Annotated in this window: 14 protein-coding genes; 11 read left to right on the top strand and 3 right to left on the bottom strand. The window is 71.1% G+C overall.

Annotation, left to right across the window (positions count from 1 at the left end):
* Nucleotides 1–2199 carry an ATP-dependent DNA helicase RecG gene (recG, locus tag ABD332_RS38175; protein WP_344508000.1) on the top strand — a complete coding sequence of 733 codons (2199 nt, stop codon included), beginning with the start codon at nucleotides 1–3 and terminating at the stop codon, nucleotides 2197–2199.
* 386 nt (nucleotides 2200–2585) lie between these two features.
* Here recG and ABD332_RS38170 read toward each other — a convergent pair whose 3' ends face one another.
* Nucleotides 2586–3887 (bottom strand): hypothetical protein, encoded by a 1302-nt coding sequence (locus ABD332_RS38170; protein ID WP_344507998.1) that lies wholly within the window; start codon nucleotides 3885–3887, stop codon nucleotides 2586–2588.
* A gap of 317 nt (nucleotides 3888–4204) precedes the next feature.
* Between ABD332_RS38170 and rsmD the strand changes: the two genes are divergently transcribed.
* From rsmD to mutM, 9 genes are all read left to right on the top strand, one after another.
* Nucleotides 4205–4771 (top strand): 16S rRNA (guanine(966)-N(2))-methyltransferase RsmD, encoded by a 567-nt coding sequence (gene rsmD, locus ABD332_RS38165; RefSeq protein ID WP_344507996.1) that lies wholly within the window; start codon nucleotides 4205–4207, stop codon nucleotides 4769–4771.
* Nucleotides 4772–4828: 57 nt separating this feature from the next.
* Nucleotides 4829–5314 (top strand): pantetheine-phosphate adenylyltransferase, encoded by a 486-nt coding sequence (gene coaD / locus ABD332_RS38160; protein ID WP_344507994.1) that lies wholly within the window; start codon nucleotides 4829–4831, stop codon nucleotides 5312–5314.
* A gap of 88 nt (nucleotides 5315–5402) precedes the next feature.
* Nucleotides 5403–5903, top strand: coding sequence for an ATP synthase subunit B family protein (locus tag ABD332_RS38155; protein WP_344507992.1), 501 nt, complete (start codon nucleotides 5403–5405; stop codon nucleotides 5901–5903).
* Nucleotides 5904–5985: 82 nt separating this feature from the next.
* Entirely contained in the window at nucleotides 5986–6549 is a 564-nt protein-coding gene (locus ABD332_RS38150; protein ID WP_344507990.1) for a YceD family protein, read from the top strand.
* A gap of 5 nt (nucleotides 6550–6554) precedes the next feature.
* Complete coding sequence (gene rpmF, locus ABD332_RS38145) at nucleotides 6555–6728, top strand: 50S ribosomal protein L32 (RefSeq protein ID WP_033357807.1); 174 nt, start codon at nucleotides 6555–6557, stop codon at nucleotides 6726–6728.
* A 13-nt stretch (nucleotides 6729–6741) separates the two neighbouring features.
* Nucleotides 6742–7803, top strand: a complete 1062-nt coding sequence (locus ABD332_RS38140; RefSeq protein ID WP_344507987.1) for a phosphate acyltransferase PlsX — start codon at nucleotides 6742–6744, stop codon at nucleotides 7801–7803.
* A 50-nt stretch (nucleotides 7804–7853) separates the two neighbouring features.
* Entirely contained in the window at nucleotides 7854–8537 is a 684-nt protein-coding gene (rnc, locus tag ABD332_RS38135; protein ID WP_344508186.1) for a ribonuclease III, read from the top strand.
* On the top strand, nucleotides 8521–9687 hold the full coding sequence (locus ABD332_RS38130; RefSeq protein ID WP_425552353.1) for a mannosyltransferase family protein: 1167 nt from the start codon (nucleotides 8521–8523) through the stop codon (nucleotides 9685–9687). The genes rnc and ABD332_RS38130 overlap by 17 nt, the downstream gene beginning before the upstream one ends.
* A gap of 43 nt (nucleotides 9688–9730) precedes the next feature.
* Complete coding sequence (gene mutM / locus ABD332_RS38125; RefSeq protein WP_344507982.1) at nucleotides 9731–10597, top strand: bifunctional DNA-formamidopyrimidine glycosylase/DNA-(apurinic or apyrimidinic site) lyase; 867 nt, start codon at nucleotides 9731–9733, stop codon at nucleotides 10595–10597.
* A 497-nt stretch (nucleotides 10598–11094) separates the two neighbouring features.
* Here mutM and ABD332_RS38120 read toward each other — a convergent pair whose 3' ends face one another.
* Together ABD332_RS38120 and ABD332_RS38115 are read right to left on the bottom strand one after the other, a co-directional pair.
* The gene (locus ABD332_RS38120; RefSeq protein ID WP_344507980.1) at nucleotides 11095–11859 is read right to left on the bottom strand and encodes a spherulation-specific family 4 protein; all 765 of its coding nucleotides are present in this window, start codon (nucleotides 11857–11859) and stop codon (nucleotides 11095–11097) included.
* 26 nt (nucleotides 11860–11885) lie between these two features.
* Nucleotides 11886–12542: a CAP domain-containing protein gene (locus tag ABD332_RS38115; protein ID WP_344507978.1), complete on the bottom strand. Its 657-nt coding sequence runs from the start codon at nucleotides 12540–12542 to the stop codon at nucleotides 11886–11888.
* Between the two features lie 362 nt (nucleotides 12543–12904).
* Between ABD332_RS38115 and ABD332_RS38110 the strand changes: the two genes are divergently transcribed.
* A complete protein-coding gene (locus ABD332_RS38110; RefSeq protein ID WP_033357811.1) occupies nucleotides 12905–13099 on the top strand; it encodes a hypothetical protein in 195 nt (64 codons plus the stop codon).
* Nucleotides 13100–13412 lie beyond the last annotated feature (313 nt).

Below are 13412 nucleotides of genomic sequence, written 5' to 3'. Positions count from 1 at the left end.
GTGACCGAGATCGACCTGACCACGCCGCTGCAGAAGGTGATCGGCAACGGCGCGAAGCTGCTCGCCGACAGCCTCAACCTGCACACTGTGGGTGACCTCGTGTATCACTTCCCGCGGCGGTACGAGGAACGCGGCGAGCACACCGACATCCGCTCCCTGGAGATGGACACCGAGGTCACGGTGTTCGGGCAGGTGAAGCGGGTGTCGTCGCGGACGTTCGTGCAGCAGCGGGGCAAGACCGCGGGCAAGCGCGGGTCGCTGCTGGAGGTGGTCGTCGGCGACGACAGCGGCGGCGAGCTGAGCGTGACGTTCTTCAACCAGCCGTGGCGGGAGTCGCAGCTGCGGCCCGGGCGGTGGGGGCTGTTCTCCGGCAAGGTCGGCCGGTTCCAGAGCAAGCTGCAGCTCAACCAGCCCGACTACATCCTGCTCGACGGCGCCGAGGGGGAGGAGAGCGTCGAGGAGTTCGCGGGCGCGATCATCCCGGTGTATCCGGCGACGGCGAAGGTGCCGACGTGGCGGATCGCGGCCGCAGTGCGCACCGTGCTGGACGTGCTGCCGCCCACGCCGGACCCCGTGCCGGCGACGGTGCGCGCCAAGCGGAAGCTCTCCTCCCTCGACAAGGCCCTCCGCGAGATCCACCGGCCGGAGTCCCGCGAGTCGCTGCACTTCGCCAGGCGGCGGCTGAAGTGGGACGAGGCGTTCGCGCTCCAGCTGACCCTGGTGCAGCGCAAGCACCGCGCCGCCGACTGGCCCGCCCGGGCCCGGCCGCTGCGCGAGGACGGGCTGCTGGCGACGTTCGACGGGCTGTTGCCGTATGAGCTGACCCGCGGCCAGCGTGACGTCGGCGACGAGATCGCGGCCGACCTGGCCCGCCCCCACCCGATGCACCGGCTCCTGCAGGGTGAGGTCGGCTCCGGCAAGACCGTCTGCGCCCTGCGGGCCATGCTGCAGGTCGTCGACGCCGGCGGGCAGGCCGCGATGCTCGCCCCGACCGAGGTCCTCGCCGCCCAGCACCACCGCAACGTGATCAACCTGCTCGGCGGCATGGCCCGCGCCGGCGAGCTCGACGCCGCCCCCGACGCGACCCGGGTCGCGCTGCTGACCGGCTCGCTCGGCGCCGCCGCCAAGCGCAAGGTCCTGGAGGAGATCGGCTCCGGCGCCGCGGGCATCATCGTCGGCACGCACGCGCTGCTGTACGAGGGGGTCGCGTTCAAGGACCTGGGCCTCATCGTCGTCGACGAGCAGCACCGCTTCGGCGTCGAGCAGCGCGACGCGTTGCGCGCCAAGGCCGACCAGCCGCCGCACGTGCTGGTCATGACGGCGACGCCGATCCCGCGCACCGTGGCGATGACGGTCTTCGGCGACCTGGAGACCTCGGTGCTCAGCCAGTTGCCCAACGGCCGCTCCCCGATCGCCTCGCACGTCGTGCCGGCCACGGACAAGCCCGCGTTCCTGGACCGGGCGTGGCGCCGCATCCGCGAGGAGGTGGCGGCCGGCCACCAGGCGTACATCGTCTGCCCCCGCATCGGCGACGCCAAGTCCGACGGCGAGGACCTGGCCCTCGCACCCGGCGACGACGACCGCCGGGCGCCGCTGGCCGTGCTCGACGTCGCGCCGCAGCTGGCGGAGGGCCCGCTGCACGGCCTGCGGATCGGCATCCTGCACGGCCGCCTGCCCGCCGACGAGAAGGACGCGGTCATGCGCTCGTTCGCCGCCGGCGACCTGGACGTGCTGGTCGCCACCACGGTCATCGAGGTCGGCGTCGACGTCCCCAACTCGACCGTCATGATGATCCTCGACGCGGACCGCTTCGGCGTCTCCCAGCTGCACCAGCTCCGCGGCCGGGTCGGCCGGGGCAGCGCCGCCGGCCTGTGCCTCCTCGTCACCGAGTCCGTCGAGGGCACCCCGGCCCGCACCCGCCTGGACGCGGTGGCCTCCACGACCGACGGCTTCAAGCTCGCCGAGCTCGACCTCGAGCAACGCCGCGAGGGCGACGTCCTGGGCGCCACCCAGTCCGGCCGTCGCTCCCACCTGAAGCTCCTGTCTCTGCTCCGCGACGCCGAACTGATCGGCGACGCCCGCGCCGAGGCGTTCGAGCTGCTGGAGGACGACCGCGAGCTGACCCGCCACCCCGGCCTCGCCGCCACCGTCACCCAACTCGTCGACGAGGAGCGCGCCGAGTACCTCGAGAAGGGCTGACCCGCCCTCTGCTGGCTCCCACCGGAGTGGGGGTGATCGGCCAGCCCGGCCCGCGCCGCCCAGACGGCCGGCCCGCGCCGCACCAGCCGACCACGCCGGCGGGGGCCTTCGGTGTCCGTGGTGGCGACCCGGTGCTGTTGCCTTTTCAGCGGGAATCCACACAATCGTCCGGTCCTTGGACTCAAGTAGCTGCCGTGGACCTGCCGGTCGGATCTGCGTGGTCGGGGTGGCTGTAGACGTTGGTCAATGCCCGGATCTGTGGCTTTTGGGAAATTGGCGCTGCGCGATCCACCCACAGAATGATCTTCAAAGTGGGGGCGGATCGCGCAGTGTCAATGGAAGCAATGGGGTGTTTCGGGGTGTTGATCGATGTTTTGTGGGGCGGGTCAGGCGGCGTGGCGGCCGCGGTGGGGGCGGCGGCTGAGGAGGATCAGGCCGCCGCCGAACGCGATCATGAAGATGGCGGCGCCGCCGAGGACGGTGGCGTTGGAGCCGGTGACCGGGAGGCTGCTCGAGGTGGCGGGGGCGGGCGTGGTCGGGGTCACGGTGTTGCCGTTGCCGTTGCCGTTGCCGTTGGTGGGGGTGATCTCGGTGACGGTCTCGACCGGGTTGTTCGTCTGCGGGGCTGAGGCGGACGGGGATGCGGTCGGGGAGGTGGAGGTCGTCGCGGTGGGGGACGGCGTGGCCGGTGAGGTGGGCGGAGTGGTGGTGGTCTGGGACTCCGACGGTGAGGTGGGGGTCGACATCGACGCGGAGGGTGTGGCGGTGGCCGGATCCGACGCGGTCGCCGACGGGGCGGCGGATGTCGACGGGGAAGTGGGGATGGAAGCGGACGTCGACGGGGAGACGGACTCTGAGGTGGAAGGCGAGGCGGTGGTCGACTCGGAGGTGGACGGAGAGGCCGACGGAGAGGCGGACGGGGAAGCGGAGGGGGAGGCGGACGGCGAGGCGGACGGCGGGGCGGAGGGGGTGTCGCAGGAGGACGGGGCGGTCCAGGTGGCGGTCACCGTCTTGAACGTGTTGTCGCGGACCGTCACCTGCTTGGCGGCCACCGGCACGTCGCGGGTCGTGCCCGGGGCGACCCGGACGAGGCCGCCGGGGAGGTCGAAGACGGCGTCCACGTTGGCGGCGGGGGAGTTGGCGAGGTGGGCGGTCAGGGTGCCGTCGCAGTCGCCGGTGAAGGTCGCGGCCGGCTGGGGGGCGCAGGTCGTGGTGCCGCCGTTGTACCAGGCGCGCACGCCCGCCGAGCGGCTGCCGGGAGCGGCGGTGTCGCCGAGCTTGGTCGTGCCGTAGCGGGGGCCGCCGTCGACGATGGGGTTGATCACATTGGTGCCGAAGACGGTGTCGACCTGGGTGTAGCAGCCGGGGACGTCGACGCGGAGGGTGATCGACGGCGTGGTGGCGGTGATCGCGGCGGTGTCGGTGGCGTAGACGAACTGCGGGTTGCCGAAGGACTTCGACGGGGCGGTGTAGGAGACGAGCGTGAAGGCCTGCCGTTCGCCGGAGCACAGGGCAGCGGTCGAGGTGATCGTCGCGGTGCCGGCCGGGCCGTCGAACGTGTGCCGGTAGGTGGCCGAGGACGCCGGGGTGCAGGACGTGCCGGAGATGGCCGACGAGGCGAACGCGGTGCCGGCGAAGGCGCCGCCGAACAGCAGCGTGCTACCGAAAACGAGCAGGGTATTACGCAAGACGTGCCCCCGACATCGCAAGTCTGGGGGCGGTCTCACCACTGACTCCCCGGGCCGCAAAGCGGTGACCCGATTGTGCTCGGCCCGGATCTACGTCTCCCCAATTCATGGGTAGTCGTAACGGTTTGTCGCGACTGCAAACAGCGTAAGACCAGCTACGCAACGCTGAAAAGACCTACTGGACGGCACGCTACTCTCCGTAATCAAGCACGCAGAGTAGTCATGCCGGATTGAATCGCAGTACACAATGAAAAATCGGAAAAGTCCGAATTGGGAGTGGCGCGGGTCACGTCGACGGCGAGCCTAGGCTGGACGGCGTGACACGCATCGTGGCCGGCGCGCTCGGCGGCCGGCGCCTGACGGTCCCCGCGGGACAGGGGACCCGGCCGACCTCCGACCGGGTCCGGGAGGCCCTCTTCAGCAGCCTGGAGGCCATGGTCGACCTCGATGGGTCCCGGTTCGCCGACCTGTACGCGGGATCCGGTGCCGTCGGGTTCGAGGCGTGCTCGCGCGGCGCCGCCCACGTGCTGCTGGCCGAGAGTGACGCCAAGGCTGCCAGGATCGTGCGGGCCAACATCGCCACCCTCGGCGTCGGCGGCACCGTGAAGCTGGTCGCGGACAAGGTCGAGCGGCTGCTCCAGCAGGAGCCCGACGAGCGCTACGACGTGGTGTTCGTCGACCCGCCGTACGCCGTGACCGACGAGAAGGTGGGTGCGGTCCTGGACGCGCTGGTCGCGCGCTGGCTCGCCGCCGGCGCCGTCGTGGTGGTCGAGCGCAGCAGCCGCGGCGCCCCGATGCGCTGGCCCGAGGGCCTGCGGCAGCGCGCCGAGCGGCGCTACGGGGAGACGACGCTGTGGTATGCGGAACGCGAGCCGGGCACGTGAAGCGGGCGGCCGAGCGGCTTTGGTACGGTCCCCGCTCATGAGGCTTGGGCTGGTGCAATGAGGCGCGCGGTGTGTCCGGGTTCGTTCGATCCGGTGACCAACGGACATCTGGACATCGTCGGACGCGCGTCGAAGATGTTCGATGAGGTCGTCGTCGCCGTGCTGATCAATACGAGCAAGGCGGGGCTGTTCACGGTCGAGGAGCGGCAGGAGATGCTCGCGGAGGTGACGGCGCCGTACACGAACGTGCGGGTCGACGTCTTCCAGGGGCTGCTGGTCGACTTCTGCCGGGCCAACGACGTCAGCGCGATCGTCAAGGGCGTGCGGGTCGCCGGCGACTTCGACTACGAGCTGCAGATGGCCCAGATGAACTACGGGCTCGGCGCCATCGAGACGCTCTTCATGCCGACCAACCCGAAGTACTCATTCGTCTCGTCGAGCCTCATCAAAGAGGTCGCGAAATGGGGCGGCGACGTTTCGCCGCATGTGCCCGACCTTGTGGCAAACCGGCTGCGCGAGCGGCTCGCGAAACCCGGAAACTGAAAGCTTTCCGTGTGGCGATGGAGCGGCATCATGGTTTGGGCCGCATGATGGTGTCGTTGTTTGCCGTGGGGACAGGGAGTGACCGCAAGTGGATCCGCTCGAGAGCATCGACCAGATCATCGCGCTGGTCGAGGGTGCACGGTCGGCACCGATGTCGCGGAGCAACTTCGTGGCCGACCGCGCCGAGATGATCAACCTGCTCGACCAGCTGCGCGCCGACCTGCCGGGTGAGCTTCGGCGTGCCACCGCGCTGCTCGACGAGCGGGACAAGATCGTCGACGCGGGGCGCCGCGAGGCCGAGCGGATCATCACCGAGGCGGAGCAGGAGCACAACCGGCTCGTGTCGATCAACGAGATCGTCGTCTCCGCCGAGCACGAGGCGTCTCGCATGATCAACGAGGCGCGGGCCGAGACCCAGCGGCTCCGCGACGAGGTCGACGACTATGTCGACACGGCCCTCGCCAACTTCGAGCAGTTCCTCACCCGATCGCTCGCCTCGATCGAGCGTGGCCGCGACAAGATGCATGCGCTGCGCGAGATAGGCTCTTTCACACCGTCCGGCGACGACGACCGGCCGCTGCCTTTCTGACCCGACGGGCAGGGGCGATTCGACGGGAGATCTGCCGCTCGGGTAGCCTTGTCCGTCGGCCCTGCCTGGCCGGAGTCTGAAGATGCCACATCAACCGCACCCGCAGCTGGATCCCCGGAAGCCGCTGGTCCTCGAGACGAGAGACCTGCCGCGACGACCGGGCGCTCTTCATGCGGTGTCGCGCCAAGTGCCGGCACCCGAGGACCTCGGTCTGGAGCTGATCGGCGTGCCTGCGGGCGCCGAGCTCGACCTCCAGCTGCGGATGGAGTCGGTGTCAGAAGGCGTTCTCGTCTCCGGCACCGTCACCGGCCCGCTGGTGGGCGAGTGCGGACGCTGCCTGCGCCCGATCAGCGACACGTTGGAAGTCCCGATCCAAGAGTTCTATGCCTATGAGCACAGCACCACGGACGAGACGACCGACGAGGACGAGGTCGGAAGGCTGCAGGGCGACCTGATCGACCTGGAGCCGGCACTGCGGGACGCGGTGGTGCTCTCCCTGACCGCCAATCCCGTGTGCCGTGAAGACTGCCCAGGGCTGTGCCCCGACTGCGGGGTGCCGCTGGATGAGTTGCCCGCCGGCCACGGCCACGGGCAGCTCGACCCGCGCTGGGCCGCCCTGACCCAGATCCAGCACTCAGAGGAGTAAGACCCGTGGCCGTTCCCAAGCGGAAGATGTCGCGCAGCAACACCCGGTCGCGCCGGAGCCAGTGGAAAGCCGTCGCGGTGCAGACGCAGCCGTGCCCGCAGTGCCGCTCTCCGAAGCTGCCCCACGCTGCGTGCTCGGTCTGCGGCACGTACAACGGCCGTCAGGTCATCGAGGTCTGATTTCCGGATCCGGGTGACGCGATCCGACAGGTCGCCGCACGGCGGGCAGCCCCCGTCCGGCACCGCGCGGATCGCCGTCGACCTCCTCGGCGGGGACAGTGCTCCCGCCGTCGTGGTTGACGGCGCTCTGCGCGCGTGCAGCGCCGATCCAGACCTGCATCTGCTCCTCGTAGGGCCGCGCGAGTCGGCCGACGAGGTCATCGGCGCGCTCGCGGTCCATGACCGCGAGCGCGTCAGCGTCAGCGTGGTCGACCGCACCGTCGGCATGGGCGACGCCCCGATGCGCCACGTCAGGCGGGAGTCCACCGTGCGCGCCGCGGCGGAGGCCGTCTACGCCGGCCGCGCCGACGCGATGGTCTCCGCCGGATCCAGCGGCGCCGCCGTCGCCGCGTCGGCCCACGTGCTGGGGCGGCTCCGCGGTGTACGACGCCCCGGCCTCGCCGCGCACGTGCCCACCCCGCACGGCCCGGTGCTGCTGCTCGACGTGGGCGTGACGATCGACGGCACGATGCTGGAGCTCGTCCAGCACGCGGTCCTCGGCGCCGCCTACGCCAAGGTGGCCCTCGGCGTGACCGACCCGCGCGTCGGGCTGCTGTCCATCGGCAGCGAGCCCGGCAAGGGCGACCGGCTCCGCCGGGCCGTCGCCGTCGCGCTGTCCGACACCGTCCTGCCCGCCGGCGGGCGCTACATCGGCCTCGTCGAGGGCCACGACGTGCCCCGCGGAGGCCCGGCCGACGTGATCGTCACCGACGGTTTCACCGGCAACATCCTGCTCAAGGGCATCGAAGGTGCGACGGCCGTCAGTACAGTCGCCGCACACCGCACAGAAGCGGTCGAAGCGCCACATGTGGTGGCCGCCAGCAAAGGCGCCGCACTGCTCGGCGTCGCCGGCGCCGTCGTGGTCTGCCACGGCTCCGCCGACGGTCCCGACATCGCCTCCGGCATCGCCCTCGCCGCGCGCCTGCACCGCGAGCGGATCATCCCCGCGGTCGCCGGGCTCGCCGACGAACTGCTGACCGAACTCTCCTCGGCCGGCGGCCTCACCATCCGTGACGCATTGGGAGAGCGCTCGTGAAAAACCCGACCCCACTCGAGTCCGCCTTCGAGGTGGAGTTCGACCCCGACATGCTCCGCAGGGCGCTGACGCACCGCTCGTACGCCTACGAGAACGGCGGCCTGCCCACCAACGAGCGGCTCGAGTTCCTCGGCGACGCCGTGCTCGGCGTGGTGATCACCACCGCGCTGTTCAAGAACCACCCCGACCTCGCCGAGGGCCAGCTGGCGAAGCTGCGCGCGAGCGTGGTCAACATGCGCGCCCTCGCCGACGTCGCCCGCCGGCTCGGCCCCGAGGGCATCGGGCCGTTCCTGCTGCTCGGCAAGGGCGAGGAGGCGACCGGCGGGCGCAACAAGGCCAGCATCCTCGCCGACACGCTCGAGGCGCTCATCGGCGCGGTCTACCTCCAGTACGGCCTGGACACCGCCGCCACGGTGATCCACAAGCTGTTCGACGAGCTGATGGCCGAGGCCGCGCTGCGCGGCGCCGGTCTCGACTGGAAGACCAGCCTCCAGGAGCTCACCGCCGGTCGCGGCCTCGGCGTCCCCGAGTACCGCATCGACGAGGAGGGCCCCGACCACGCCAAGCGGTTCACCGCCTGGGTGATCGTCGCCAAGCGCCGCTACGGCGGCGCGCAGGGCGGCAGCAAGAAGGAAGCTGAGCAGCGGGCCGCCGAGGCAGCCTGGCGGGAGCTGTCGGCGCGGCCCCCGGAGCCCCCCGGGGCGCTGAAGGGTGACGATGACCGCGGTGACTGAGGTGGCGCGGCGGCCGAGAACACAGTTCCTGTGGGCTCTGCCGCTGGCGGTGTACGCGCTGAGCCGTCTTATCCAGCTGCTGCTGGTCTGGTGGATGGCCGACAACGGCGAGGTCCGCAGCCGGTTGCTCGCGTGGGACGGCGGGCACTTCGTCCGGCTCGCCGAGGAGGGGTACCCGACCGGGTACAGCTACACCGCCGATGGCCAGCTCACGGGCAACGGCCTGGCGTTCTTCCCCGGCTACCCGATGCTGGTCCGCATCGTGCACCTGGCGACCGGCCTCGAGGTCGGCACCGCCGCGATCACGGTCGCGTGGATCGCCGGCGCGTTCGCCGCGATCCTCGTGTGCGCGCTGGGCACCCGCCTCTACGACGAGCGGGTCGGCGTGGCCCTGACCGCGCTCTTCTGCACCCAGCCGATGTCGATGGCGCTGTCCATGGCGTACTCGGAAGCGCTGTTCGTCGCGATGGTCGCCGGCATGTTCCTGTTCGCGCACCGCGGCGACTGGCTCTTCGCCGGCCTCTTCGGCCTCGGTGCTGCACTGTCCCGGCCGACCGGCGCCGCCGCCGCACTCGGCCTGGCGGTCGCCGCCGCGATGGCCGTGTACAGAATCCACAAGTCGGACAAATCGGATTCTTCGGATAGCCCGCCGATCTGGCATCCGATTCTCGCGGCTGCCGTCGCGCTCGCGGGGGTGCCCGGCTACCTGCTGTGGGTCGGCATGCGGGTCGGCGACCTCGGCGCGTGGTTCGACATCCAGACCGCCGGCTGGGGCACCACGTTCGACTACGGCACGTCCACGTTCAACTTCGTGCGCGACGCGTTGCGTACCGGCGAGGGCTGGATCCAGGTGAGCATCGCCTGGATGGTCATCGGGGTCGTCGCGCTGGCCGCCATCGCGGTGGCGCAGAGGGTGTGGCCGCCGCTGCTCGTGTACGGCCTGATCGCGCTCGTCCTGGTCCTCGGTCAGGGCGGCTACTACCACTCGAAGCCGCGGCTGCTGGTCCCCGTGCTGGTGATCCTGGTCCCGCCGGCGATCGCACTCGGACGGGCGAAGCCGCGGACGGCGGCGCTAGTGTTGTCGGGCTGCGCGGCGTTCGGGCTGTGGTACGGGTCCTACCTGATCACCGTCTGGCACTACGCCATCTGATCCCTCTCGTCGCCCTTTGGGGTTTTCGTCGCATTGGAGCCTGATGCCCGAGTTGCCCGAGGTTGAGACCGTCCGCCGCGGCCTCGACAAGTGGGTCTCCGGCCGGCGCATCGCCACCGTCGAGGTGCTGCACCCGCGCGCGATCCGCCGCCACCTGCCCGGCGCCGTCCACTTCGCCGACGTCCTCGCCGGCCGCCGCGTCGGCGCGGTCCAGCGCCGCGGCAAGTACCTCTGGCTGCCGCTCGACGACGAGGACGCGCTCGTCGGCCACCTCGGCATGTCGGGCCAGCTGCTCATGCAGCCGGTCGAGGCGCCCGCCGAGGTGCACCTGAGGGTCCGGTTCACGTTCGACGACGACGGCCCCGAGCTGCGCTTCGTCGACCAGCGCACCTTCGGCGGCCTCGCGGTCTCCGCCGGCGGCGCGGTGCTGCCCGTGGAGCTCGTTCACATCGCGCTCGACCCGGTCGACCCGTCGTTCTCCGACGAGGCGTTCGTGGAGAACCTGCGCCGCCGCCGTACCGACGTCAAGCGCGCACTGCTCGACCAGACCCTGATCTCCGGCGTCGGCAACATCTACGCCGACGAGGCGCTCTGGCGCGCGAAGCTGCACGGCGCCCGCCCGACGGACCAGATCTCCCGCCCCGCCGTACGCCGCCTGCTCGGCCACGTCCGCGACGTCCTCAATGAGGCGATCGTCCAGGGCGGCACCAGCTTCGACGCGCTCTACGTCAACGTCAACGGTGAGAGCGGCTACTTCGACCGCTCCCTCAACGCCTACGGCCGCGAGGGCCTGCCCTGCCCCCGCTGCGGCACCCCGATCCGCCGCGAGTCGTTCATGAACCGCTCGTCCTTCTCCTGCCCCCGCTGCCAGCCCCGGCCCCGTGCCGCCACGCAGCGCTCGCCGCGCTGACCCCGCGTCCGCGCTCACCCCGCTGACTTCTCCTGCCCCGCTGCCAGCCCCGGCTCCGTGCCGCCACACGCAGCGCTCGCCCCGCTGACCCCGCGTCAGCGCCCACCCCGCTGACTTCTCCTGCCCTGCTGCCAGCCCCGCCTCCGTGCCGCCACGCAGCGCTCACCCCCGCTGACCCCGCGTCAGCGTTCACTCCGCTGACCCCGTGTCAGATCTTGGTCCCTGGCTGGAACCGGCGGCCCGGGTTGCGGCGCTGGCCTGACCGCGTTCGTCGGTTGCCGTGCCGCGTCGGACGGCGACCAGCGGTTACCGCGCGCCGCGGCGGGTGGGCGGCGGTCGCGGGCGCGCGAAGGGCTTGATCAATTCCGTCGACGAGGCCGGGGAGGGGCCGGTCGCTGGTGGAAGGCAGCGGGGGAGGCCTGTGCCGTGCCTGGCAGTTCTCACTGCACCTTACATCGGGCGATCTAATTGACCATGGAACTATCGCTCTGCGTAGCCTAACCCGTGCGGCCTGTTCTGGCGGCCGCGGTGGTGGCGGTGGTGGCAGTGGCGGTGTTGGTGAGGCGGTGCGGGCGAGGGCGGCGGGGGAGAGGGGTCGGCGGGTTGAGGTCGGCGAGGCCGGGGACCTGGCCGCACCAGGCGGGCAGGTCGGAGTACGGGTCCGGGGAGCCCAGGTCGGTCACCATGCCGAAGCCGGCCCCGCGGGCGACCTGCAGGCGGGCGGCCTCGTCGAGCTCCCACGGCGGAACCGCGTGGACGAGGTGGCCGTCGCCGGGGAGGGCGCCGGCGCCGTTCCAGCGGCGGTAGTCGCGCCAGCTGCCGTCGAAGACGCAGATGGGCAGGCCGAGGTCGCGGTAGGTCTGGTCGGGCGGGCCGCCCGGGTTGAGGACCACGTCGGGCAGGTCGGCGCGCTGGGCGAACCGGGCGGCGATGGCGACAGGGCCGATCGAGTGCGGGCTGACCGGCACCCTGTCGAGGAAGACGCCGCGGACCGGGTAACCGGCCCAGCGGTACACGTCGGCGCGGATCTGTTCGATCGGCCTGGTGGACAGGTCGACGTCGACGTAGCCGAGCAGCCGGACGCCGGCCGCGGCGAGCCTGCTCATGGCGGCCGTGTACACGGGGTCGCGCCCGCTGCCGGGGCCGCCCGCCACGTCGACGACGACGGTGAACGCGGAACCGTGTCCCGCGACGATCTCCCATGCGTGTGGCCGGGCGAGGGGATGCGCCCGCAGTGGCAGGAGCGTCGGAACCCGGTCCACGACCGGACTAACGATGCTGGGCCCCCTCAAGCACGGCCGGTGTCCACGGTCCAGTAGGGCGTCTTGCCGCGCATGGCGGCGCCGACGCCGATCGACTTCGTGGCACAGTCCAGCAGGATCTCGCGGTCGCTCTTGTCGCGCAGCCAGCCCTTGACGACGTCACCGGGGTCGCCGCCCTTGGCGACCAGCTCGCCGGCGAAGGCGCTGTAGCCGGCCTGGCGGGCGCGGTCGGCCGGGGAGCTGCCGTCGCTGCCCTGTGACCGGCTGAAGTCGTGGGTGAACATGTCGGCGCTGTGTGCCCTGGCCGCGGTACGCAGCTGCGGGTGCATCCGCAGCGCCTCACACCTGGCCTTGCGGCGCTCGCCGTTGACGAGTTGCACGACCCGGTCCTCGTAGCCGCTGTTGAAGCTGGCGTTGAGGGTCGGGGTGGCCTTCGCCGAGGTGGGGGCGGCGGAGGTCGGGGCGGTGCTGGTGGCGGCGTCCTCGGGTGAGGAGGTGTCCGCCGCGGGGGCGGGGGGCGCGGGCTGGGCGGCCGCGGCGGCGGCCGAGGGCTCGCTCCCGCCGTCGGTCAGCGCGGGCACGATCATCGCGCCGATGCCGAAGAGGATCAGGACGGCCGTGACGGCCGCGGCGATGCCGGTGGGTCCGAGCCGGGCCAGCAAGCCAGGCTGCGGCGCGGTCATCGGGGATCTCCTTCAGGTGGGGGGCCGAGCAGTGCGAAGCGCCGGACGCGGGTGAGGCGGAGCGAGTGATCTGAAACGGGTGAGGCGGAATTTCTTCGACACGACGCTACTTTGCAGTGGCGCTTGCGGGCAACTGGTGGCACACTGCCACGATCGGCTTCAGGGGTGTGATCACGCACCCGGGTGAGTGAGAACACCCTGGCCAGGACGTTTGGCGTGCCGGTTGGCTTGACGAAGTCGCCGACCGGGGGCGAACATAGAGGTGTCGCCAGTCGCGCCCAATCATGCCCTAGTGCTTCGGTCGCGGGTGCTGGGCGCGCGTTTGCCGGAATCCGACCGGCTGCGCTTATCAAGGAGACGATATGGCTAAGGCCCTCTTCGGCCACGTGGGCGGCGCGCCCGATCGGCGCCTCGTAGACGAGGTCACCCAGCTGCGTGCCAAGGTTCGGGCGCTCGAGTTCGAGGTTGTCCGGCTGCGCGCCGAGAATGACCGGCTCGCAGCGGCGGCCGCAGAGACGGACCACCTGGTCCGGCTCGTCGAGCCGGCGATGGCCTGACCCAAGGCCTTCGCAACCACGTAAGGAACGCCGGAGAAATCCGGCGCTCTGCACTGGAACCTACGCAGAACTGAACAGTAAACCCGCGCGCCGATCATCCTCTGGGTATCGGCGCGCAGTCATGTCATTACGCACCGCAAAGCAACGCCAAGAAAGCAGCAACATCAAGAAAGCGCCGTGCAGTCGTGTAACGACGCAGCGTCGACAATGGTTGCGAATGACTTCCGGGTGACATTTTCGCGGGTGCGCAGCAGCGCATTATGGTGTGCGGCACTGCCGGATTGGGTATCCTGCCGGGCGATAGTCTGCCCAG

It is taken from the genome of Dactylosporangium maewongense (genome assembly GCF_039531485.1).
GTDB lineage: Bacteria > Actinomycetota > Actinomycetes > Mycobacteriales > Micromonosporaceae > Dactylosporangium > Dactylosporangium maewongense.
Note: the sequence above shows the minus strand (reverse complement) of the source record. Positions and strands in the feature narration are given on the sequence as shown.

Excerpts from the sequence above, each read along its gene's own strand:
- ABD332_RS38115 (WP_344507978.1), bottom strand. The coding sequence starts at position 12,542 with ATGACCGCGCCGCAGCCTGGCTTGCTGGCCCGGCTCGGACCCACCGGC.
- rnc (WP_344508186.1), top strand. The coding sequence starts at position 7,854 with ATGCTCCGCAGGGCGCTGACGCACCGCTCGTACGCCTACGAGAACGGC.
- ABD332_RS38150 (WP_344507990.1), top strand. The coding sequence starts at position 5,986 with ATGCCACATCAACCGCACCCGCAGCTGGATCCCCGGAAGCCGCTGGTC.
- mutM (WP_344507982.1), top strand. The coding sequence starts at position 9,731 with ATGCCCGAGTTGCCCGAGGTTGAGACCGTCCGCCGCGGCCTCGACAAG.
- coaD (WP_344507994.1), top strand. The coding sequence starts at position 4,829 with ATGAGGCGCGCGGTGTGTCCGGGTTCGTTCGATCCGGTGACCAACGGA.
- ABD332_RS38130 (WP_425552353.1), top strand. The coding sequence starts at position 8,521 with ATGACCGCGGTGACTGAGGTGGCGCGGCGGCCGAGAACACAGTTCCTG.
- ABD332_RS38110 (WP_033357811.1), top strand. The coding sequence starts at position 12,905 with ATGGCTAAGGCCCTCTTCGGCCACGTGGGCGGCGCGCCCGATCGGCGC.